Annotated in this window: 17 protein-coding genes; 9 read left to right on the top strand and 8 right to left on the bottom strand. The window is 43.2% G+C overall.

Annotated elements, in window-relative coordinates:
* The first annotated feature begins 173 nt into the window (after nt 1–173).
* From OP864_RS14110 to OP864_RS14085, 6 genes are all read left to right on the top strand, one after another.
* Nucleotides 174–1,154 (top strand): sensor histidine kinase, encoded by a 981-nt coding sequence (locus tag OP864_RS14110; RefSeq protein ID WP_270098796.1) that lies wholly within the window; start codon nt 174–176, stop codon nt 1,152–1,154.
* 200 nt (nt 1,155–1,354) lie between these two features.
* On the top strand, nt 1,355–2,062 hold the full coding sequence (locus OP864_RS14105) for a response regulator transcription factor (RefSeq protein WP_270098795.1): 708 nt from the start codon (nt 1,355–1,357) through the stop codon (nt 2,060–2,062).
* 261 nt (nt 2,063–2,323) lie between these two features.
* Complete coding sequence (gene radA / locus OP864_RS14100; RefSeq protein WP_270098794.1) at nt 2,324–3,718, top strand: DNA repair protein RadA; 1,395 nt, start codon at nt 2,324–2,326, stop codon at nt 3,716–3,718.
* Between the two features lie 188 nt (nt 3,719–3,906).
* Entirely contained in the window at nt 3,907–4,845 is a 939-nt protein-coding gene (locus OP864_RS14095) for a DUF5694 domain-containing protein (RefSeq protein WP_015693857.1), read from the top strand.
* A gap of 616 nt (nt 4,846–5,461) precedes the next feature.
* The gene (locus OP864_RS14090) at nt 5,462–6,562 is read left to right on the top strand and encodes a PD-(D/E)XK nuclease family protein (RefSeq protein ID WP_270098792.1); all 1,101 of its coding nucleotides are present in this window, start codon (nt 5,462–5,464) and stop codon (nt 6,560–6,562) included.
* 45 nt (nt 6,563–6,607) lie between these two features.
* Nucleotides 6,608–6,886 (top strand): hypothetical protein, encoded by a 279-nt coding sequence (locus tag OP864_RS14085; protein ID WP_270098791.1) that lies wholly within the window; start codon nt 6,608–6,610, stop codon nt 6,884–6,886.
* A 23-nt stretch (nt 6,887–6,909) separates the two neighbouring features.
* On the opposite strand, the gene OP864_RS14080 is transcribed toward OP864_RS14085, so the two are convergent.
* The 3 genes from OP864_RS14080 to OP864_RS14070 form a co-directional block, all read right to left on the bottom strand.
* Entirely contained in the window at nt 6,910–8,184 is a 1,275-nt protein-coding gene (locus OP864_RS14080) for a S41 family peptidase (RefSeq protein ID WP_270098790.1), read from the bottom strand.
* Nucleotides 8,185–8,434: 250 nt separating this feature from the next.
* On the bottom strand, nt 8,435–8,902 hold the full coding sequence (locus OP864_RS14075; RefSeq protein ID WP_270098789.1) for a hypothetical protein: 468 nt from the start codon (nt 8,900–8,902) through the stop codon (nt 8,435–8,437).
* Between the two features lie 139 nt (nt 8,903–9,041).
* Entirely contained in the window at nt 9,042–10,829 is a 1,788-nt protein-coding gene (locus OP864_RS14070; protein ID WP_270098788.1) for a hypothetical protein, read from the bottom strand.
* A gap of 464 nt (nt 10,830–11,293) precedes the next feature.
* Here OP864_RS14070 and polA point away from each other — a divergent pair, with 464 nt between their 5' ends.
* Entirely contained in the window at nt 11,294–14,077 is a 2,784-nt protein-coding gene (polA, locus tag OP864_RS14065) for a DNA polymerase I (RefSeq protein WP_270098787.1), read from the top strand.
* Between the two features lie 578 nt (nt 14,078–14,655).
* Here the strand turns inward: polA and OP864_RS14060 are convergent.
* Nucleotides 14,656–15,348, bottom strand: coding sequence for an alpha/beta fold hydrolase (locus OP864_RS14060; protein ID WP_270098786.1), 693 nt, complete (start codon nt 15,346–15,348; stop codon nt 14,656–14,658).
* Nucleotides 15,341–16,678 (bottom strand): cryptochrome/photolyase family protein, encoded by a 1,338-nt coding sequence (locus OP864_RS14055; protein WP_270098785.1) that lies wholly within the window; start codon nt 16,676–16,678, stop codon nt 15,341–15,343. Before OP864_RS14055 ends, OP864_RS14060 begins: the two co-directional genes overlap by 8 nt.
* Nucleotides 16,679–17,103: 425 nt before the next feature.
* Here OP864_RS14055 and OP864_RS14050 point away from each other — a divergent pair, with 425 nt between their 5' ends.
* Entirely contained in the window at nt 17,104–17,670 is a 567-nt protein-coding gene (locus OP864_RS14050; protein ID WP_270098784.1) for an RDD family protein, read from the top strand.
* Between the two features lie 132 nt (nt 17,671–17,802).
* Nucleotides 17,803–18,969: an acyl-CoA dehydrogenase family protein gene (locus tag OP864_RS14045; RefSeq protein WP_270098783.1), complete on the top strand. Its 1,167-nt coding sequence runs from the start codon at nt 17,803–17,805 to the stop codon at nt 18,967–18,969.
* Nucleotides 18,970–19,214: 245 nt separating this feature from the next.
* On the opposite strand, the gene OP864_RS14040 is transcribed toward OP864_RS14045, so the two are convergent.
* From OP864_RS14040 to OP864_RS14030, 3 genes are all read right to left on the bottom strand, one after another.
* Entirely contained in the window at nt 19,215–20,273 is a 1,059-nt protein-coding gene (locus OP864_RS14040) for a T9SS type A sorting domain-containing protein (RefSeq protein WP_270098782.1), read from the bottom strand.
* A 14-nt stretch (nt 20,274–20,287) separates the two neighbouring features.
* Nucleotides 20,288–21,712: a formylglycine-generating enzyme family protein gene (locus OP864_RS14035; protein WP_270098781.1), complete on the bottom strand. Its 1,425-nt coding sequence runs from the start codon at nt 21,710–21,712 to the stop codon at nt 20,288–20,290.
* Nucleotides 21,713–21,788: 76 nt separating this feature from the next.
* Nucleotides 21,789–22,319: a dihydrofolate reductase family protein gene (locus OP864_RS14030; RefSeq protein WP_270098780.1), complete on the bottom strand. Its 531-nt coding sequence runs from the start codon at nt 22,317–22,319 to the stop codon at nt 21,789–21,791.
* Nucleotides 22,320–22,421: the final 102 nt, after the last annotated feature.

Here is a 22,421-nt window from a genome sequence, read left to right as displayed (position 1 = left end):
TGATTTCTAAAAAAACGAATTTTTTAAGAGAAAAGGCCACTGCCTTCTCCCTTTTATCCCTTTTTTTTTAGCAAGGACTTAACTTTTAAGTCCAGCAACTAATTTCTCGATAAAATTTATCTTGCCTGCAAAAAGCCGTAATTTTCCAACTGGACATTCTAATGACAAAGCCAATGAATCAACGTTCTATCAATATTTTGCTCTATTTGGTCATGGCCTATATCCTATTAGCAGGCAGTTGGTGGGCCTATTTGTTGCAAACAAAAACGGAGGCCGTTTGGAGCGCACAACAAGCAGAAATCCAAGCCATTCACCCAGATGTTAGCAAACAGCAGTTGCAAGCTTTGCCTAGTTTTCAGGCGGCCCAAAGCCATTACCATCGCCAACGGATGATGATTATGGGCGAAGGGCTGGTTTTTCTCTCCCTCCTCCTTCTCGGCGTCTACAAAATTGTGCAAAGCCAACGCAAACAATGGGCGCTGGCCCAACAACAACAAAATTTCTTGCTTTCTATTACGCATGAGCTCAAATCGCCCATCGCCTCGGTCCAATTGATTCTAGAAACTTTTCAAAAGCGCCAACTTAGCCCCGAGCAAATCCAACGCCTGAGCAAAAATGCCCTGCAAGATAACCAAAGACTCCACAAGCTGGTCCAAGATCTCTTGCTGGCCGCCCGGGTAGAAGGCGGCCACCAATATATTTTCGAATGCCTCGATCTCAAACAATTGCTCCAAGAGGTCATCCAATGGGTGCAGCCCCGCTTCCCCAAGGAAATTCGATTTATCTATGATGATCAACTAGATTGTATGCCCCAAGGCGACCGCAGTATGCTGCAATCTGCCTTTCATAATTTGCTCGATAATGCCCTGAAATACGCTGGCCAAAGCCCCTTTTTATCCGTGGAGCTGCGCCAAAAAAAAGACCATTATCTGATCGAATTTAAGGACCAAGGGCCCGGCATTCCCAAAACCGAACGCCAAGCCATTTTTCAAAAGTTTTATCGCATTGGCGATGAACGCACCCGCAAAAGCAAGGGCACCGGCCTGGGCCTCTATATTCTCCAAAAAGTGGTGGCCGCCCATCATGGCCAAATCCAAATCCGAGAGAACCAACCCCAAGGCAGCATTTTTTCGATCAAGTTGCCGATTAAATAATTTTTTGTTTTTTTGGGGCTGCCCCTGCGGCCTGCGGCCTTGGGTCGGGCTCTGTCGCAGCTCGCAGGTCTGCTCGGCCCTGCAGGCTTTTTCGCTTTGCTTCAAAAGCCTTTGGTCTGCCGCCTTCGGCGGCCCTGCTTTCCATCCCTCAGCCATAAATTAGCCCGCCCAAAACAGTTTACTAAACTTATACTATATATATGGACCATATTGCTCGAATCCTTTTGGTAGAAGATGAAGAAAATATCCGCGAAACCCTTAGCCTCAATCTAGAACTAGAGGGCTATGAGGTCTTGGCCCTTGCCGATGGCAAAAGCGTGCTGCCCCAGTTTTTGGGCCAACACTTTGACCTCATTCTACTCGATATTATGCTGCCCGAAATGGACGGCCTAGATGTTTGCGAACAAATTCGCCTGCACGATAGCGAAACCCCCATTATTTTCCTCACCGCCAAAGATAGTAGCGCCGATAAGATCCAAGGCCTGCGCAAAGGGGCCGATGATTATATTACCAAACCCTTTATGCTAGAGGAGTTGCTGCTCCGCATTCAGATTTTGCTCAAAAGAAGCCAAAACCACCGCGCCAATACCCTAGAAGAGTATCATTTTGGGCCAAATTATGTCAATTTTCAAGAGCAAAGCGCCAAGGGCCAAGATGGCCAAGATTTTAAACTGACCAAAAAAGAAGGAATGCTCCTCAAGCTACTCATAGAACGAGCAGGAGAAGCCGTTTCTCGACAACAGATTTTACAGGCCGTTTGGGGCTATGATGTCTACCCTTCTACCCGCACGATCGATAATTTTATCCTTTCTTTTCGCAAGTATTTTGAAGAAGATCCCAAAAATCCCCAATTTTTTCTCTCGGTCCGTGGCGTAGGCTATAAGTTCCAAGCCCCAGAAGAAGATTAGGCCCAAAAAGAGCAGCGAGCGAAGCGAGCTGCTTGGCCCGAAGGGCCAGTTGGCCCAGCGCTGCGCAGCCGTGGCCGCAGGCCAGACCCAGTTTTTTTGAGCAAAGCGAAAAAAAACGCAGGGCCGAGCAGACCTGCGAGCGGCGAAGCCTAGCGGCGGCCGCCCCAAATTAAAGGGCGGCCGCGGGCCCCAAAATAAAAAACACCAACAAAGAGTTGCAAAAGCAAAAAAAGGCCACTAATTTGTTGCAAAATTAAAGAAATGGCTAAAGCGCAGAAAAGTTTTGTATGTACCGAATGCGGCAATGTTTCGCTAAAATGGGAGGGCCGCTGTAGTGCTTGTGGCGAGTGGAATAGCTTGCAAGAGGAGGTCACAGTAAAGGGCAGTGCCAAGCAGGAGGCCAAAAAGGCGACCCAGGGCGCTTGGACCCAAAAAAGAGGGCGAAAACAAGAGCATGCCCGCCCTACACATATTACTAAGGTGCAGGGCGATGGAACAGTGCGAAGGCCCACCGATGATGAAGAATTGAACCGGGTTTTGGGCGGCGGTATCGTGAGTGGATCGATTGTCTTGATTGGTGGAGAACCCGGTGTTGGAAAATCGACCCTGATGCTGCAATTGGCCCTGAGTTTTTCGGGCAAAGTGCTTTATGTTTCGGGCGAGGAAAGCGAACAACAGATTAAAATGCGGGCCGAACGCCTCGGGCTGCGCGATAATGACTGCTTTTTGATGGCCGAAACCAATTTGACTAACCTTTTGATGCAGGCGGCCACTTTGAACCCCGATGTTTTGGTGGTCGATTCGATTCAAACGCTGAGCTCGCAATATGTTGAATCGCCTCCGGGCTCCGTTTCTCAGGTGCGAGAATGCGCTTCTGAATTGCAACGCTTTGCCAAAGAGACCAATATTCCCGTCTTTGTGATTGGCCACATCAATAAAGATGGGGCGATTGCGGGACCCAAACTGCTGGAGCATATTGTGGATGTGGTGCTGCAATTTGAAGGCGACCGAAATTATACCCACCGCATTTTGCGGACCATCAAAAACCGCTTTGGCTCTACGGCCGAACTCGGTATTTATGAAATGCAGGGCCGCGGTTTGCGCGAAGTTTCTAATCCTTCAGAACTTTTGCTCACCCAAAAAGAAGAGGATCTCAGCGGTTCGGCAATTACCGCCACGGTAGAGGGCATTCGCCCCATGCTGATCGAAATTCAGGCTTTGGTTTCTACTTCTGTTTTTAGCTCGCCCCAACGCTCGGCCACGGGTTTCGATCTCCGCCGATTGAGTATGCTTTTGGCGGTTTTGGAAAAACGCTGCGGTTTTCAGTTTGGCAATAATGATGTCTTTCTCAATGTAGCCGGGGGACTAAAAGTGAGCGATCCCGCTATTGATATGGCCGTGGTGGCCGCCCTCCTCTCCTCTTTGGAAGATGTGGCCATGCCCTCTAATGTTTGTTTTGCAGGAGAAATTGGTTTGTCTGGAGAAATTCGCTCGGTCCAACGCATCGAACAACGCATACAAGAAGCCAATCGCCTCGGCTTTGAAAAAATTTACGTTTCTAAGTTTAATATGAAAGGGATCGATCCCGCCAATTACGATATAGAAATTGTTCCACTCTCTAAGGTAGAGCAACTTTTTGAGGATCTGTTTCAGTAGAATAGAAAAGCCGAAGAGATGATCTTCGGCTTTTTTTGTTTTCCAGTCTGCATCAAAAAGCTATTGAAAGGAATCATTACCGCCATCCTTGGATAAAAATTTAAGCTAGTTAATAGATTTTTTAAGAAAAAATTGAATAATAGGTATCTTATTCAAGTAGTTAGTCTCACTTTAAAATCTATTAAATAATGAAATACCTACTCTGTCTAAGCCTAACATTCTACTTTTCCCTAATGCTTGCCCAACAAAAAGAAATTGTTTTAGTTGGAACAATGCACATGCTACCTAAACGCCTAAAAAACAGCTATAAACCCCTATTTAAAAAATCTTTAGCCTATCAACCAGAAGCTATTTTTGTTGAAACTGTTAGGCCGGAAGACTCTTTGAGCTGGGCCTACCTAAAAAATGGCCATAATGAGAGCCTCAAAAATTTTTATCAGTATTCACTAAAAGTAAGAGAAGAGTTTGACTTTAATCAAGACACCCTAGAGCATCTGTTGAGCAAAGATTTTCAGCAAATGACTAAAGACGATTTCAAAAAAATTTGCCTTTCATTTGCTTATCAACTCGATTACCCTAATTTTTACTACTATAGATATGTTCAGGATTATTTCCCAGAGGGCCATAAAAAGTCTAAACGACATGAAAACTATGAACTATCTCGTAAACTAGCGCTGAAACTAGGACATAAAAAATTATATGCCTCCGATGATCAACAAACCAATGCTGAATTTCATCAACACTGGCAAGCCTGCGAAAAAGCAATAGACAAGACCCCTGTAAAAAGAAAAGAAAAAAAAATAATCCGAAAAATAGTCCTGCGAGAAGTTTTCCCCTCAATTTTTGGCCGATACGGAATTGTCAATAATAAACCTAAACATCTTGAGCTACTAGATAGCTTAAGTGGCCTAAAATATACAGACATGGAACAGCCTGATTGTGCAAAAGCCGTAGACTACTTTAAGCAGCGAAATAAACGTTTTGCGTATAACCTTGGCCGACAAATTGAAGCCAATACATTCAGAAAAAATATATTATTTGTTGGAGCATCTCATATTGTTGGCTTAAAAAAAGAGTTGAACAAGCAATTTCCCAATATAAAAGTGATTCTGTTTAATGAACTCTAAGGATTAAAGTATCTAAATAAAGCGGGTAGCATAAGCCAAGACTAAAAACTATCCGCCCATAAAAATTTAGTGGGTAGCTGAGGATTTTTATCCTTGGCTACTTTTTTTATGGCCTTTGTCTCCCTGCTCTAGCATTCGTTTTTCTAAAACTCCCTTGCCTTTTTAGAAAGTTTGGAGGAGCAAGAGTGATTTCTTCTTTTCTTTTTTTTCTGGGGCTTGCCCGCCCTGCGGCCGGGCCGGGCTGTTCGCGGGCTCGCTGCTCGCTCGGCCCTGCGTTTTTTTCGCTGCGCTCAAAAAAACTGGGTCTGGCCTGCGGCCACCCGCTGCCATCCCTAAGCCGCTCATCTATTTTTTTTCTTTTGGCTTTTTTCTTCGGCAGTTTTGGCCGCTGTTTTTTTCTCCGCTCCGGCTAAACTGGGCTTTTTTTATTTCGGCAGAAAAATGCAGTCGTTTTTTGAGCTACAGCCTAATTGAAAGCCGCTAATTGAAAGGGATTACAATCAGATCCAATAGTTTTTCATGCTCTAAATCAATATTAAAATATTAACTTGAGGAAGTAGAGTACCGCTTTTAGCGCTACATCATTTTTCATCGCCCCTAAAAACCTTAAGGCCCAATGGACATCAACTCCTTACTCAAAGAATTTCAGGCCCTCCCAAAAAAGAAAAAAACATTCCTTGAGATATGCAAGTACCCTGCTAGCCGCTTTGAAGAGGTCTGCAGTAGAATTTTATGCTTTTATTTCTCTCCCAAAGAAGAACATGGCTTTCAGGATTTATTCCTACGCTCTCTCTTTGAATTATTGGAGGCAGAGGACATAAGTTTCTATGAGGATGAAATTCAAGTAATTCCAGAAGACTATGCAGAGGGCAAAAGATTAGATATTGTCATCACTGGTTCAGACTTTGTCATTGGTATAGAGAATAAAATTACCGCCAGTCTTTACAACCCTCTAGATAAATACAAAGCCAGAACTGATGCCTACGGTAAAGAGCAGTCTTTTAATCTCGTTCTTTCTGTTTACGAAATTACTAAGGCAGAAGAGTTGGAGAAAATGGCCACTAATGACTTTAAAGCCTTCACTTATGCTGACTTCTTCTTCTATCTCAAGAAAAATTTAGGCGACTATTCCGCAGACTGCAACCAGCGCTATCTAACACATTTACAAGACTTTATAGAAACCATTGAAAATATGTCCACAAATGACTCCATAGACCGAAAAAATTCTGATTTCTTCTTTGATAACAGCAAGGAAATCAACGAGCTGATCAGCCAATATGAAGCCTACAAAAAATCTAGACTAGATCTCCAACATGAAAATTTACGGAAGATCAAAAAGCAAATAGGAGCTCAAACTGATCCCAAATGGTTTATCCACGACGGGAAAACAGCATTCTATTTAGTGTATAATAAATTCACTTCTAAGAAGTACGAAATTGGAATTGAATCCCTCTACAAGGAAACAAAAGAAAATGCATTAGGAGAATACCTCATACAAATCACCACATGGGATTTGGAAAATTGGAAAACTTTTAAGGAGCGCATCCTTAAAAAATATCCTAACTGCCCTTTAGATGAAGGAACTACTCACAAAAACAGAGTCTATCTTGATGTCGAAAAAATAATTGCGCCCGAGACAGAGATAAGCATAGACACCATTGTCAGTAGACTAAAATTTCATTTTGAAAATTTAAAGGCAATTGTTGGCGGGGAGTAATTTGAGCGCTGGGGCAAAAAAAGGCCGAAAAATCTGAGTGATTTTTTGGCCTTTGAAAAAGACTACCTCTATGGCGAATGGACATGGAATAAAGGCCTATTAACCTTAACAATTCCTATCTCCTTTATTGCCTTAGGACTAGCTTTTTGGAAACGAAGTTTGCTCATGGGCCTAGCCGTCATTGTCCTCATGGCAACGGGCAAAATGATTTGGAGTCTTCAAAATGCAGCCGAAGCAGGAAAATCAATATTGATTCCCGCCATTTTAGGCTTATTCATTTGCTGCGGCCTAATTTACTATGGCTTTAAACGATTAAAAGGCTAAAGAAGGCCTTTATATAACTATGATCAGTTATTTCTTCTCCGTCGAAAAAACATAAATTGGTGAGGCTTTTTCTTCTTCAAAATTTTTAACGCTTTTTCTAAAGCCTCATCTTTGTTTATATCATGTTGAGGCACATAATATTTGGGAATATAGGCCTCTCTTGCTATTCCATTGACATGAAATATCTTTTCTTTAGCTATACGATATTGATAGTTTTGATATAAAAAAGGAATTCCATACATACTACCAGCTAGTCTTTCCATTTCGGTCCCAACGACTAATCCAACATCTAATGCCTCCAATCCTATTGCAAGCCCTTCTCCCATACTGCCTGTCCACCGACCAACAAGTACAATTACTGGCTGATGATAAGTTTTTGCCCTAGCTGTGACAAACTCTTGCCAACTTCGGGGAATCTTAGGACCACTTCCATATTGTTCTTCTATCCAATGTACTTGATAGGGAAGTCGCTCAGTTATAAAACGCCCCATAATTCCCCTAGCTACATATGTATTGCCTCCACCAACGGTATTCCGAAGGTCCAAAATTAACCCATCTGTATCGATAAAGCTATCTAATGCACGATCAAAATCACGAATTAAATCATTATTACCCAATGAATTATTAATTCGGATATATCCAAAATCACCTATTTTTTTACACGACAAATTAGACGAGTTTGGATGGTAGTTAAAACTATCTAGATTGATGGTAATCTGTTTGCCATCTGCTAAAGCTAATTTTACCTTTCGTGTTTCACTATATCGTCCAGCTAATACTTTATTTGCAATCCACTCTCGAATAATAGGGTTATTTTTATCCTGACAATGAGTAGGGAATGAATCAATGACCGAATCAAAATCTTGGTGATTAAATGTAAGAACTTTTGCCCCTAAAATATTTTCGTCTAAGTTAGAAATTTGAGATAGCCAGACTTGTTGTATATAAAAATCACCCTCTCGTATTTGACAATAAACTGGAGAATGAAGACGATATGAATAATAACTATTCGCATTTAGCATCAGATGGCTGTCATAAAATTCATCTAATAAATATTCAAATAATAAAAGTGCCTCTTGTTTTGTGCTTACAAGCTTAATTCGTTGACTGTAAAAATCTCTAAGACAAGAGATATCAATATGCTTATCTTCAAAATAAACATATGAAGACTCCAAATCATTTAGCATCTGATTAAGGTCTATCCTGAGGCTATCATGATTAACTAAATGTTGTTGCGTAAAAGCAATATCAATTGGAGCCATTAAATAAATCAAAAGAACACCTACTAATTGTTTCATTACTTTTTATAATTGTAAAACGAATGTTGCTGTGCAATAATCTTACTTAAATAATTTCTTTCATAGAAAGAAAAGCATGGCCTTTCTAAATTTAATCACCTTAAAAAGCCAAAAATAATCTATAAAACACGCACTCCTATCGGTACAGCAATTTTTTTTTCGCTGTTTTAAGCCCTAGCGATCCGAACGGCCTCACATTAGCCCATGAAAATTTTTAGTAAAAACCATTCTTTTTTTTGCAGTAGAAAAACTAAGCGGCCTGCCCCAACAACTTCCTGGGCAATTTTTTCATTTCCTGTCCCACCATAGCCTCCCAAGCTTGAAAAAGCAACTGATAATAGAGCGCAATAAAGCGGTTGAGCAAGGCCAGCGGCTCTTCCAAAGGCCGTAAAATAGGCGCAGCGGACCGTCTTTTGTTTGTTGTTATTTCTTTTTGCGGCAACTCTTTTTGAGAGGCCCCTTGCAAAAGGCCCAGCGCCAAAAGTTGTTCATAAATTTGTGCCAGCTCTTCTAGCTCCTTATAAATTTGCTCAGGCTGGCCCAAGGCCTTAAAAATGAGCAAAAACTCCCCAAACAAAAATTTTCTGCGGCCAATAAATGCTTCCAAACCCGCAGCCCTTAGGCGTTTACGCAAAGTAGGATAAGAAATACCATAAAAGGCCTTGAGCATTTTTTTGCTCAGCTTATAATCCTGAAACTTTTTATCCAACTGGCCCATAAGTCTTTATATTTTTTGTTGCTTTTTAAAGCTAAGTTTATTTTTTGGGGATTGCAAAGGTAGTAGCAAAAAAAAGGCCGAAAAATCTGAGTGATTTTTCGGCCTTTTGCTATTTGAAAGCCGCTAATTGAAAGGGCTATTAAATTAACTGATCGGCCTCTTTCGACAATTTTTTTATTAACTCTGTAAAACTTAATTCTTGCTGTGCTTCCATTTCTTTCATGAGAATAAATCTTATCTGCTTGACATACTTTGGAATAATATGACTTAGCTTAATATTAGCATGTGAAGTTACTTCTCCTCCATGAATGTAGGCATTTCGAAGCTCATAGAACTCCTCTAATATCTGACAGTAATAGTTATATTCCGTCTTGAGCTCTTTATGGGCATTTTTATATGCATCTCTAGTTTCCTTAATCATTGGATACTGCTCCTCAAATGCTGCTGAAGTTTCATATATAAGCTTAGGATTAACTTCTGGCCAAGCCATTTTATTAAGCTCTGTCCTCGAAATATCATCCTCATGAGTAGGTAACTTTGACAACACTATAAGAAGATTTATAATCGCTTCAGCATAATGTCTCCTTATATTTTTTTTGTAATACAACAGTAACATTTTTGCACAAATAGCCTTTACTTGTTTTTTCCCATCTCGTAATGGAATTAAGGCTTCTAAATACTGCCATAAGAGAGTAACTTCTTTAGAGGTAACTGCTAACTCATATATTTTTTCCTTTGACTGAAAAGATATTAAGGCCTCTGAAGTATACTGACAAAAGAAGGGGGAATCGTATTGCAATGAATCAAAATCGAGCTCAGTCAATTGTGAACTTGATTTATCCCACGACCAAGAGTTAATACAAGAAATAAAATCCTCAGTCACTAAATAACAGCTTCTATCTACATAACTATTCAATTGATTCTTCACATTAAAATAGCCTAAAATTCTTTCTAAATCTTCCAAAAGTGATTTAGCCTGGTTACTATTTCTAGTATTACCCTCTATAACTGCTATAGAAATATTTTCTTCTAAAAAGAACTCTGAATTTCTTTTATCATCTCTTAATAACTTAAACTTTAAATCATCTGCTGGATGAAATTTAATTCCATTATAGTCAAAAACTTTACCCTCAGGAAGAATAAACCCATAGACTTTGTACAAGTAGCACCCTTTATTCTTTTTTTCCTTAAAGTTAAGAATACCTTCAAACTGTTCTGTAAAAGTCCGATTAGCAAAAAAGTTTTCTACAATTGATAGAAAATCTTCTTGGCTTCGTTTTTCTTCTATATGAGAGGGTAATGGGAAAGTTTGATGCCTTTTACTCATCAATTTATGTATTAACTGACTAACCCCTTTTTCGGATAAATCTGAAAACTTCAAATCAGAGTTAATCATGCAAGCTAAAAACCTTAAGTCCTGTTTATGCTCTGATTCCTCTAAAGAGTGCTGACACTGTAATCTGTTGTTAAGCAGATTCACAAGTACCTCCAGTTGTTTTTCTTCTAATTCTTGGGCAAAGGCTTTTATTACAGGTAAATTTGCATAATAGTTATCTCTAAGTTGTTCTTCCAATTGCTTTTTGAGCTTATTTTTATTAGCGCTATCAATCTTGACCTTACAGTTTTGATAGTTTGTCATCCATTCTTTAGCAGCTTCATAATGGCTAAAATTTTTAATCGATAAATAATCCTCTAAAAATTTAAGATCAAGATATGGGTGTGCCATATAGTTATGTATATAGCCCATCCATTTATCAGGATTATTTTCTAGCTGAAAAATTATTTTTACCACAAGTGTATAGGGCGTTTCAAATCTTAAATGACTGTATCGACCTAAATACTTGTTCGCATAGAGATAATAGTCTGCAAAAAAATTAACTTTCCTTTCGACTTCCTTATTGGGTTTGAATTCTATTAGGGATAACATTTTTATGTATTTACTTTTGTAAGTGATTGTTCAAGAGTAGTTTTTATCTTTCAAAAAGTCAAGCTTTAGTCTACAATTTTGTTACATCATATCTAAGAAGCTATTTCACTGCTCTTCCTCTCCTCCCCCACAAATCCTCTCCCTTCAAAATAAATTCATTATCTTTTGGCCCAAACTCCGCTCCTTTTTTTTTGGAGGGGACAGGCGGCGAAGCCGCCGCAAAGGAGCGCAGCGAGGCGGCTGAGGGATGGACAGCAGTGGCCGAAGGCCAGACCTAGCAAAAAACTTGTTTTTTTGCGCAGGGCCGAGCGAACAGCGAGCTGCGCAACAGCCCGACCCGACCGATAATTCATGAGGGTTTTAACCCTCATTTTGTATAGCTTCGCAAAGCGATGCCGCTTTGCGCTGGGTTTCAACCCAGCGGAAGGGGCAGCCCCAAAAAATTAGAATTAGAAAAAAAATCAATGCAAAAAAAATTATTCCTACTCGATGCGATGGCCCTAATTTATCGGGCACATTTTGCTTTTATCAAAAACCCATTGATTAACTCTAAAGGCTTGAATGTATCGGCCATGAATGGCTTTACTTCTACCCTTTGGGAATTATTGCGCAAAGAAAAACCTACGCATATTGCCGTGGCTTTTGATTTGCCCGGCGGGACCTTTCGACATGAAATGTATGAACCCTATAAAGCGAATCGGGAGGAGCAACCGGAGGATATTCGCTTGGCGATTCCCTATGTTAAGCAAATTATTGAGGCCTTTAATATTCCGGTGGTGGCCGTGCCCAATTATGAGGCCGATGATGTGATTGGGACCTTGGCCAAACAGGCCGCCCGAGAAGGCTTTTCGGTTTATATGATGACGCCCGATAAGGATTATGCGCAATTGGTGGAAGATCAGATCTTTTTGTATAAACCCGCTCGTTTTGGCAATAAGTTTTCTGTTTTGGGCAAGGCGGAGGTCTTGGAAAAATGGAAAATTGAACGGGTAGAACAGGTGATTGATGTTTTGGGCTTGCAAGGCGATGCGGTGGATAATATTCCGGGCATTCCGGGTATTGGTCCCAAAACGGCCCAAAAATTATTGGCCAAATATGGCAGCATCGAAAATTTGTTGGAGCATACGCATGAGCTCAAAGGCAAACAAAAAGAACGAGTAGAGGAAAATAAAGAACAGGCGCTTTTGTCTAAGGAATTGGCGACCATTAAGTTGGATGTGCCCGTGCAATTTGATGCGGAAAAATATGCCTTGGAAGAATTTAATCGAGAAGCCCTATCCGAAATTTTTAAGGAGCTGGAGTTTAGAAGTCTGAGCAAACGGATTTTGGGCCAAGAAGCCGCGGCCAAAGCCCCTCAACAGGTCGATCTTTTTGGGCAGCCCATCGAGGAAGCGCCCAAGAAAAAACTCAAGGCCGCCAATGAATTATTGGTCGATCATACGCATAGCAATACCCAGCACGAATATATTTTGCTGGATACAGCCGAAAAAAGAGCGGCCCTGATTGCCGAGATCAAAAAAGCAGGCATTTTTTGCTTCGATAGTGAGACGACGGGCCTAGAATTGGGCTCCGAAATTGTGGGCCTTTCTTTTGCCCTGCAAGCCCATAAGGCCTATTATTTGGCCCTGCCCGAAGATCAGGCGGCCACAAAAACACTGCTCGAAGAGTTTCGCCCCATCTTTGAAGATCCCGAAATTGCCAAGGTGGGCCAAAACCTAAAATTTGACCTGCTCATGCTCCGCTTTTACGATATAAAAGTGGCGGGCAAACTTTGGGATAGCATGCTGATGCACTATTTGTTGGAGCCCGATAAAAAACATAGTCTGGATTATTTATCGGAAACTTACCTCAATTATTCGCCCATTCCCATCGAAAACCTCTTGGGCAAAGGCCGCAAGAAAAAACGCAGTATGCGAGATGTGCCTTTAGAAAAGGTCATTGAATATGCCGCCGAAGATGCCGACATTAGCTGGCAACTTTATGAAAAATTGCGTCCCCAATTGTCTAAAGAATTATTGGCCCTCTATAATGAAATGGAAGCGCCTTTGATTTATGTTTTGGTGGATATGGAATTTGAAGGGGTGGCTTTGGATAGCGACTTTTTGAACAATTATGCCGAAGAGCTCAAGCAAGAAAGCGATGTCTTGGTCAAAAAGATTTTAGAAAAGGCCGAGGCCCCCTTGCTCAATTTGGACTCGCCTAAACAGTTGGGCGAATTGCTTTTTGATAAATTGGAAATCCCCTACCGCTGGAGAAAAACCAAAACCGGCCAATATTCGACCAATGAAGAAAAATTGAGCGAATTGGCCCCTAAATATGAAATTATTGCCTGGATTTTAGAGTATCGCCAATTGGCCAAATTGCGTTCGACTTATGTGGAGGCCCTGCCCCGTTTGGTCAATAAATTTACGGGCCGTTTGCATAGCTCATTCAATCAAGCCCTGACCACAACGGGCCGTTTGAGTTCTAATAATCCGAATTTGCAAAATATTCCGATTCGTACGCCCAGAGGCCGAGAAATTCGCAAGGCTTTTGTTGCTAGAGACGAAAATCATTGCTTGTTGGCGGCGGATTACTCGCAGATTGAGTTGCGCCTAATTGCCGAAATTAGCGGCGATGAGGCCATGTTGGCCGCATTTAAGGCGGGCCAAGATATTCACTCGGCCACGGCGGCCCGCATTTATGAGGTGGATATTGAAGAAGTGACCAAAGAACAGCGTTACAATGCCAAAACGGTCAACTTTAGTATCATTTATGGCGCTGGGGCTTTTAATCTTTCGCAAAATTTGGACATCAAGCGCAAGGAAGCTGCCGAGCTCATTGAGCAATATTTCAAGCAGTATCCCGGCCTCAAAAAATATATGGAGCAAACCGTAGAAACGGCCAAGGAAAAAGGTTATGTGGAAACCTTGTTGGGTCGCCGCCGCTATCTCCGCGATATCAAATCAAAAAATGCGGTAGTGCGCGGACATGCCGAGCGAAATGCCATCAATAGCCCCATTCAGGGCACCGCTGCCGATATGATTAAACTGGCCATGATTAAGGTGCAAAATCGCCTCAAAGCCGAAGGCTTGCAGAGCAAAATGATCCTTCAGGTGCATGATGAACTCCTTTTTGATGTGCCCAAATCAGAATTGGCCAAACTTCGCCAATTGGTGGAGGAAGAAATGAAAACCGCTTTGCCCAATTTGCAGGTGCCCATTTTGGTCGGCATCGATGAAGGCGATAATTGGTTGGAAGCGCATTAGGAAGCTGTTTTGGGGCGTTACTCCCGTTGGTCGTCGAACTGCGGCTTGCGCCTTGTTGTCGCCTCGCTTCGCTCATCGGCGGTTACTCCCTTTGGTCGTCGAAGACGGACTAAAGTCCTTGTTGTCGTTTCAGAGCTCGCTGCTGTTTTGGGGCCTCCGCCTCGCTTCGCTCGTCGGCGCTACGTTTCGCAGCTCGCTGTTCGCTCGGCCCTGCGCGGGCTGCGCCCGCTGGGTCTGGCCTTCGGCCACTGCTGCACATCGCTAGGCCGTTTGGCCTTCGGCCATAGCTGTAGGTTGAAACCTACAGCCAATTAACGAATGCATTTTATGTTCCATGGAGGGTTAAAACCCTCCATAAATAAACATCTTATAGCCTTTGTTTGCTATTTATTACAACTTATTATGGGCCGATGGTTTTAACCGTCGGCTCATTTTTATTGCACTTAGTATGGCCGCTTTTGTTGCTGTGGGTTTCAACCCACAGGTATATATATCCATCCTAAAGGCTTAATTTTTCTTTAGCCTTTTGGTTGTTGAGCAGAAGAGCCGCCAGCTTTAAAGCTGGCGGCTCCTTTTCTTTAGCCAAAATGGGCCTTAATATGTTGGGCTACTTCTTTGGCATGAGAGACAATCATATAATGTGTAGCGTCTTCTACCCAATAATCTGCCTGTGCTTTTTTGGCGGGAAAAACATGGTCCTTTTTGCCATGAATATGCAAAACTTGGCCAGCGGGGGCGCTATTGGACCAATGAACGGCAGCATCGCGGGCCCAGCGCAGCATTTTTGGGGTCCAAGTTCGCAACATTTTTTTGTAGAGCTCATAACCGTCTTTATCAGAAATCACGCCCGCCCAATAACTAATTCTGGGCACCATCTCCCAACTAAAGATGGCGGGAACCAACCAATAAAGCGGTAAAATTTTGCCCAAAGAAAAAATAAAGGGCGCTTCATCATTGGTTTTAATGGTAGAGACCAAAATCAATTGGCTGTCTGGAAAATGATGCTGTAAACGAGTCGCTAATAATCCTCCTAAAGAAAGGCCCATAAAATTGGGTTGCTCTCCTGCTTTTAATTCACTTTGCAATTGCGGCAGCAAATGGGCCAGATAATCATCACAGCCCTTGCCCGGGCGGCAATATTCTTCTTTATAATCCAAAAAGCGAACATCTTCAAAGGGGAGCAAAGGCAAAAGCTGCTCAAAAATCCGATGATCGGTTCCTAAGCCAGGCAAACAATAAAGCGGCTGCTGATAAATAGAGGATTTAGGCATTATCTTGATTTAGTGCAGATTTATAAGTGGCCAAACAACGCTGCCGAGCAAATTTATGCTCTACAATGGGCTGAGGATAGTGGCGGCTGCCATATTCTTTCACCCATTTTTTGACATATTTCAGCTCGGCATCAAACTTTTTGAGTTGGCTTTCGGGACTAAAAATGCGGAAATAGGGGGCGGCATCGGTGCCAGAGCCTGCGGCCCATTGCCAACCGCCATTATTGCTGGCCAAATCAAAATCGAGTAGTTTTTCGGCAAAATAGGCTTCTCCCCAGCGCCAATCAATCAATAAATGTTTGCACAAAAAGCTGGCCACCAGCATCCGTACTCGGTTGTGCATATAGCCCGTAGCATTGAGCTCTCGCATTCCGGCATCGACCAAGGGATAGCCGGTTTTTCCTTGGCACCAGGCCTCAAACTCCTCCTCATTATTGCGCCATTCGATTTGGTCGTATTGGGGGCGGAAGCTCTGCCCGACCACTTGGGGAAAATTGGCCAAAATTTGCGCATAGAAATCTCGCCAGATCAATTCATTGAGGTAAGTAGCATTGAGTTTTTGAGCTTTTCGGGCCTTTTCACGGATCGAGATGGTCCCAAAGCGGAAATGCAGGCCCAAACGAGAAGTCCCCTCTTCTAGAGCGGGAAAATTTCGGGTTTCCTCATATTTTTTGATGCGTTTTTGCTTGAGCAATCGGCTGGGGAAATTTAGTTGGCTGGGCGCAAAGCCCATACTTTCTAGGCTGGGGATCTCAAAATTGCCGGGGAGGCTAGCGTAATTTTGTTGATAATTTTCATTGGGATAAGATTGCAGATAAAAGGATTCGCCTGCGGCTGTTTTTTTGCTGTCCAACTTGGCCTTCCATTGTTTGCTATAAGGGGTAAAAACGGTATAAGGACCAGAAGTTTTCTTTTCTACCTCTAGCGCTTCAAAAATGACATGGTCCTTTTTGGTTAGCAAGGGAATATTTTCTTTTTGGAGAAGTTCGGCGATGGCGGCATCTCTTTTTTTGGCGTAGGGTTCATAATCTCGGTTGGTATAGACCTTCTCAATGGGCCAATCTTGCAGCAATTGAGTCCAGACTGCTTTTGGGCGGCCATAAAGGACCAATAAATCGCTGCCAAGCTCTCGCAGCTCCTTTTGCAGCCGCTGCAACTCCTGATGAATAAAATCTACTCGCGCATCTTGGCGATTGTTTAAATCCTCTAGAATATTTTGGTCAAAAATAAAGATAGACAAAACAGGGCCGCCCGCCTTGAGCGCTTGATACAAAGCCGCATTATCATTTAGGCGAAGATCTCTGCGGTGCCAAAAGATGCTATATTTCATAGTAGCGATAAGTTATTTTTTTAAACAGCTTTTGAACAGCAAAAAAGAGAAAGGGTTTAAGCCAAAAAATTCTGCGTTTAGAGGAGGGCGCGCAGCGGCCGACGGCCTAGGGGCCTGAAAAGGGGCCGCGCAGCGGCAGACCAAGGGCGAAGCCCGCAGGGCCGAGCAGACCTGCGAGCCCTGAAAGGGCCCGGCCGCCGCAGGCGGCAGGCCCCAAAAAATAGATCTTAGAAAAAGAACAAAAATTGCCTTTTTTTTATTAAGTTTATAAGCTAGTTAGCCTAGAATGTATAATTGCTTAAGCAAAAGCAAAAATAATATGGAACCGACAATAACGTCAGCGAGCCAAGGATTTAATCGTCCTTGCTCGCTTTTTTATAACATAGAGGCAAGAATTACTGCCGCCTCAAAACAGTGGATTATTTATGAGCAAAACACAACTATATCCTGCACGCTACACCCTCCGAACCTTGTCCTTAATCATTGATTTCATGGCTGTTGTCTTGCTGCTTTGGCTAGCGAGAGGCATAGAAAACGACTGTCTTTATGGCATGTTGGGGCGCTTACAAGCCGAAAATTTGGCCAAAGAAGAATGGGATCATCTGGCTTATGTGGGGAGTACGCCAGTTAATTTATGGCGAGAAGTCATTAATGGCTTGCCCCTAAAAGTGGCCTTGGCCTTAGCTTATTGTACCGTTTTTGAGCAATCATCTATGCGGGCCACCCCCGTCAAATGGTTATTGGGATTAAGAGTAGTGGATGAAAAAAACCAACGACTCGATTTTTGGACCAGCCTAAAACGCAACAGCCTTAAAGTGGGCCTGCTCTTTTTTCCTTATATTCTTATTAGCTACATTTCTGATGAATTTCAGCCCTTTCTCTTCTTTTGGCTGCTCCTTAGCCTTGGTCTTTGGATAAATGGGAGCCAAGAAGCCAACAAACAAATGTTCTACGACCGCTGGCTGCATACTTATGTCAAAGTCATGCGATAAAGCTTATTTAGAATGAGTCAAAGAAAGGCAAGCCATCCTAATTTTATTTGTTCATCTTGTCTGTAGAAGTTATATTTGTGCGAAAATTGGACAGAAAAGTCTTGAAACGAAAAATAAAACTGAACAACAGATATGAATTTTGAACTAAGCGAACAGCATTTGGCTGTAAGAGAGGCGGCTAGAGATTTTGCCCGTCAAGAATGTCTACCCGGTGTTATTGAGCGTGATAGCAATATGACTCACCCCACAGAAATCTTGAAAAAGATGGGTGAAATGGGCTTTCTGGGCATGATGGTCGACCCCAAATACGGGGGAGGCGGAATGGATTCTCTCTCTTATGCCATCGCCATGGAAGAGTTCTCTAAAATTGACAACTCTTGCTCAGTGGTTATGTCTGTTAATAACTCTTTGGTTTGCTGGGGAATCGAAACCTTTGGCACAGAGGAGCAAAAGCAAAAGTATTTGCCAAAATTGGCTACTGGCGAATGGATTGGCGCTTTTTGCCTTTCTGAGCCCGAAGCGGGTTCTGATGCCACTTCTCAGCGCACCACTGCTGTAGATATGGGCGACCATTATATCTTGAACGGAACCAAAAACTGGATTACCAACGGCGGTACTTCTCAGCTCCATTTGGTAATTGCACAAACTAATCCTGAATTGGGTCACCGTGGCATCAACTGCCTTATCGTAGAAACTTCTTGGGATGGTGTTGTTGTTGGCGCCAAGGAAGACAAGCTTGGTATCCGCTCTTCTGATACGCATACGATCATGTACAATGATGTGAAAGTACCTAAAGAAAACCGCGTAGGCGAGGATGGCTTCGGCTTTAAGTTTGCCATGAAAACGCTTTCTGGTGGACGTATCGGTATTGCTGCCCAGGCTCTCGGTATTGCCGCCGGTTCTTATGAGTTGGCCGCTGCTTATGCCAAAGAAAGAGTGGCTTTTGGCAAGCCTATTATCAAGCACCAAGGCGTTTCTTTCAAATTGGCCGATATGGCCATGCAGGTAGAAGCAGCCCGTATGTTGGTTTATCGCTCGGCTTGGCTCAAAGACCAAGGCATGGAGTACGATATGGCTAGCTCTATGGCCAAACTTGCGGCCTCAGAAGCGGCTATGAAGGTCTCTGTAGAGGCTGTTCAGGTGCATGGTGGCTACGGTTTCGTTAAAGAATATCATGTAGAACGCCTCATGCGCGATGCTAAAATTACACAAATCTATGAAGGAACCTCAGAGGTGCAGCGCATCGTTTTGGGCCGCTTTGTAGAAAACGGAAAGCTCTATTTGCCTGATCACAAATAGATCGCTTAGCCAATAACTTAAGATAAGGGACGCCAGTTTTGGGGTCCCTTTTTTTTGGGGCTGCCCCGCCCTCTGGGCGGGTCGGGCCATTCCGCAGCTCGCTGTTCGCTCGGCCCTGCGCGGGCTACGCCCGCTAGGTCTGCCGCCTGCGGCGGCCCTGCTACAGCCCCTCAGCCTGCGGCCCTTCGGGCCTGCTAGAGGCAGAAGGACAAAAAAAAGGCGCCCAATTGGGCGCCTTTTACATATTATCGAATCACCACAAAGGGCAACACCTTTCGGAATCCCTTTTCGGGGACAGAAAGGACCAACCAATAATTTCCAGCCTCAAAAACAGCGGGTAAATTATAAGTGTATCGCCCTTGGGCAAAGGGTACCTTTTCGGACCAGATTTTTTGGCCCAGTACATTTACGGCAGTCAATTCAATAGCTAAGTCTTCATTCAGCCAGCCATCAATATTGATCTGAGATCCAGTTCGACTAGGATTGGGATAAAGCGTAAACACATTCGGATTCAATGCACCTTCCTGATAGTCTATAGCGACTAAGTTAGAATAGTAGAAGCTGCCATCAAAATCTTCTTGCTTATAGCGGTAGTATTGAATACCGGGCTGCAATTGCTCGTCCCAAAACTCATAGGAAGTCGTTTGTTGGCTATAGCCTTGTCCAGCTACCCAACCTAAAACTTCCCAATTCAAGCCATCTCGGCTCTTCTGAATTTCAAAACCCTCACAGCCAATTTCGGCAAAGGTTTGCCAATGTAATCGCCCTTTTTGGCCCTCTTTCTCTGCATAAAGCGGAGAGGCCTCTATGGGTAAGACAATTACTGTAGACAAGCTAATTACGGCACAAGCTCCTTGGTCATCAGCATAAGAACGGCTGTAGGTTCCACTTCCCCCAGAGGCCGAGGCCAAAAACTGAGGACAAGACAGCCCATCGTCCAAATAAGCGTACTGTGCACCAGAAGCTCGTTCACCAGAAAACTGCAGACAGTTAATTGCCGCAGGCATAAAGGCATTGGATTGGCCAGAAAGACTATCTCCTGTAAACTGTATACAGTTGATCGCCGCAGCCAACATCGCCTGATTTTGCCCCGAACTGCTATCTCCTGTAAACTGAATACAGTTGACCGCCGCAGCCAGCATGGCCTGCGCATGCCCAGAACCTCCATTTACCGATGAACTCGTAAAACTACTACAAGCAAATCCACCTATTCCCGAACTGTCTACCCCAGAACCGCTGCCCCCAACAAATTGCCCATAAAGCACAAAAGGGAAGCAACATAAAAAGAGATAAATATATCGCATAAGGAATAAGTTTTTTAACGGACGCCACGGCCTCCAATATAATTTAGACGAGTACCATCATCGGCATAGGTCGTTCCGTAATAACGCTCAGAAACACGCAAGTAAACCGGAGTCATATAGTAACTACCTCCGCGAAGCATTCGACCAGGAGCCGTACTTGCAGATATAGCTGCCTCTGGACGAGGCCAAGAGGCCTGATTGGCATGTCCTGCATTAGGAGGAGTAGAAATTTCTCCATCACCAGGCTCTCCCTTATAGTCTTTTCCATCACTATATGAGTGTACTACCTGCTCACAAACATTACCCGACATATCCATTACGCCATAATAAGTAGCTCCCGCCTGCTGACGACTAGTACCTGGCTTAGCGGCATAACCACAACGCATAGGACCACCAACACTGCTGTTTCCGTAGTTGCAAAGTCCACCACCTGCAGTAACAGTATTAGAAGCAGTCTCTGTAGCCGTACCATCATTGATCAAAGTATTCGCATCAGTCACTACAGATGAGCCCCAAGCATATTCTCCAGCAACAGGAGTAACAGGACCACGGCAAATTTTTTCATACTCAAATTCAGTCATGGGACGCAAAGCTGCCCAATCCAAATAAGCCAACATATCGGCCCAGCCCAAATAGCCCATAGCTCGGTGAGGCGTATTGGCTACAATCACAGGCCAATTACCCGAGATATTGGTCCGGCTAGTTGCTGAACCTGTTACTCTTCTAGTTGCCGCCTGATCTGACTGCAAAGAGTTCACAAAATCGACATACTGCCCCTGAGAAATCTCATACTTCATGCAGTATACCTCTGCAAAACCTTTAGGAAAATCAGCAGCAATTGATGCAGTAATTGCTCTAGAAGAAGCATATAGCTTTCCGGCCGTATTCCCATAGGCAATTGCGCCCTCAGAGGTTACTTGATAAGGTGTTGTAGCTGCTCCATTTCTAAAAGAAGAACCAGATACAGCCCCATCGCCCAAATAAAAGGCGCCTTCGGGAATATTCACCATCTCAATCCCAAATACACGGAAATCAAACTGGCCGGGAATCAAGCCCACCATGCGCAAAGAAACACTTACACTACTAATGTTCCCTACGCCATCCGTTTTGCGACGAACAAAAATTCCTTTGGCCACCGAACTGCTGTCCTTGCCATCTACATAGGCCTCTAGGGGACTACCAGTACTATGGTCTCCTACAGTAGCACTCAAATCGGTATGGCTCCACTGGCTAGAAGCACAATCTCGCTTCTTTACAAAAAGCCAAACGGCATCATGGTTATAAGGAGGGGTTCCATCTAGGCGCCAGCTATTCTCCCAGCTAATGCTGAAGGTCAAGGTGGAGTCATTGGTTAGCGTCACATTGCTAATCTGTAGGTTGTTGGCCCACAAACTGAAACTCAGGCTGCAAAAAAGCAGCAGAGGTAAAAGCTGTTTCATACTCAAAGTTAAATTAGGTAGTAAAATTAGTCGTTTATTAAAATAGGCCCCATAGTGCCTATATTTCTGTGATCAATTACACTTTAGTGTAGTGTAAGTTGACTATTCCATTGGCAAAAGTTTCTGTTTTCTCCAACTGCCAGTCCATAGCCGGATAAGTAGCCGGAAATAAAGGAATCCCCTCCCCCAACAAACGAGGAATAATAGAAATGATCATTTCATCAATAGCGCCTAAACGCAAAAACTCTCGAATCAAGGCGCCGCCCCCCACTAACCAAATTCCTTTTTTACTAAGCTGCCTTAAGCTCGCTATAGTGGGAGCATCTAGCGTATTTAAATGTCGGCAGTCTGGCTGGGCAGAAGAAAGTTCCTCGGCCCGACTAAATACAAAGGTTGGCTTCCCCTGATAAGGCCACGCTATCCCAAACGAACAAATAGCCGCATAGGTTTTTTGGCCCATCAATAAAAGGTCAATGCTGTCGTAAAAATCAGTGTAGCCAAAATCTTCTCCCTTGGGGTTAGGCAGTTCCTCCAACCAGTCTAACTCCCCATTAGGGCCAGCAATATAACCATCCAATGATTGAGCAATATAAAGTTTGATTTGCATAAGTGGATCACCTCCTTTTTTGGGCCTGTCTTATTTTTTGCGAAACAAATATACAGAAGCTATTTTAATTTGGTTCAAATATAAGTCCTTAAAATATTATCT

The organism is Saprospira grandis (assembly GCF_027594745.1).
GTDB classification, from domain to species: domain Bacteria; phylum Bacteroidota; class Bacteroidia; order Chitinophagales; family Saprospiraceae; genus Saprospira; species Saprospira grandis.
This window is presented reverse-complemented; position numbering and strand designations above follow the sequence as displayed.

Bases quoted from the DNA above. Each gene is read 5' to 3' on its own strand.
- OP864_RS14110 (WP_270098796.1), top strand. From the start codon at position 174: ATGAATCAACGTTCTATCAATATTTTGCTCTATTTGGTCATGGCCTAT.
- OP864_RS14105 (WP_270098795.1), top strand. From the start codon at position 1,355: ATGGACCATATTGCTCGAATCCTTTTGGTAGAAGATGAAGAAAATATC.
- radA (WP_270098794.1), top strand. From the start codon at position 2,324: ATGGCTAAAGCGCAGAAAAGTTTTGTATGTACCGAATGCGGCAATGTT.
- OP864_RS14095 (WP_015693857.1), top strand. From the start codon at position 3,907: ATGAAATACCTACTCTGTCTAAGCCTAACATTCTACTTTTCCCTAATG.
- OP864_RS14090 (WP_270098792.1), top strand. From the start codon at position 5,462: ATGGACATCAACTCCTTACTCAAAGAATTTCAGGCCCTCCCAAAAAAG.
- OP864_RS14080 (WP_270098790.1), bottom strand. From the start codon at position 8,184: ATGAAACAATTAGTAGGTGTTCTTTTGATTTATTTAATGGCTCCAATT.
- OP864_RS14075 (WP_270098789.1), bottom strand. From the start codon at position 8,902: ATGGGCCAGTTGGATAAAAAGTTTCAGGATTATAAGCTGAGCAAAAAA.
- OP864_RS14070 (WP_270098788.1), bottom strand. From the start codon at position 10,829: ATGTTATCCCTAATAGAATTCAAACCCAATAAGGAAGTCGAAAGGAAA.
- polA (WP_270098787.1), top strand. From the start codon at position 11,294: ATGCAAAAAAAATTATTCCTACTCGATGCGATGGCCCTAATTTATCGG.
- OP864_RS14060 (WP_270098786.1), bottom strand. From the start codon at position 15,348: ATGCCTAAATCCTCTATTTATCAGCAGCCGCTTTATTGTTTGCCTGGC.
- OP864_RS14055 (WP_270098785.1), bottom strand. From the start codon at position 16,678: ATGAAATATAGCATCTTTTGGCACCGCAGAGATCTTCGCCTAAATGAT.
- OP864_RS14050 (WP_270098784.1), top strand. From the start codon at position 17,104: ATGAGCAAAACACAACTATATCCTGCACGCTACACCCTCCGAACCTTG.
- OP864_RS14045 (WP_270098783.1), top strand. From the start codon at position 17,803: ATGAATTTTGAACTAAGCGAACAGCATTTGGCTGTAAGAGAGGCGGCT.
- OP864_RS14040 (WP_270098782.1), bottom strand. From the start codon at position 20,273: ATGCGATATATTTATCTCTTTTTATGTTGCTTCCCTTTTGTGCTTTAT.
- OP864_RS14035 (WP_270098781.1), bottom strand. From the start codon at position 21,712: ATGAAACAGCTTTTACCTCTGCTGCTTTTTTGCAGCCTGAGTTTCAGT.
- OP864_RS14030 (WP_270098780.1), bottom strand. From the start codon at position 22,319: ATGCAAATCAAACTTTATATTGCTCAATCATTGGATGGTTATATTGCT.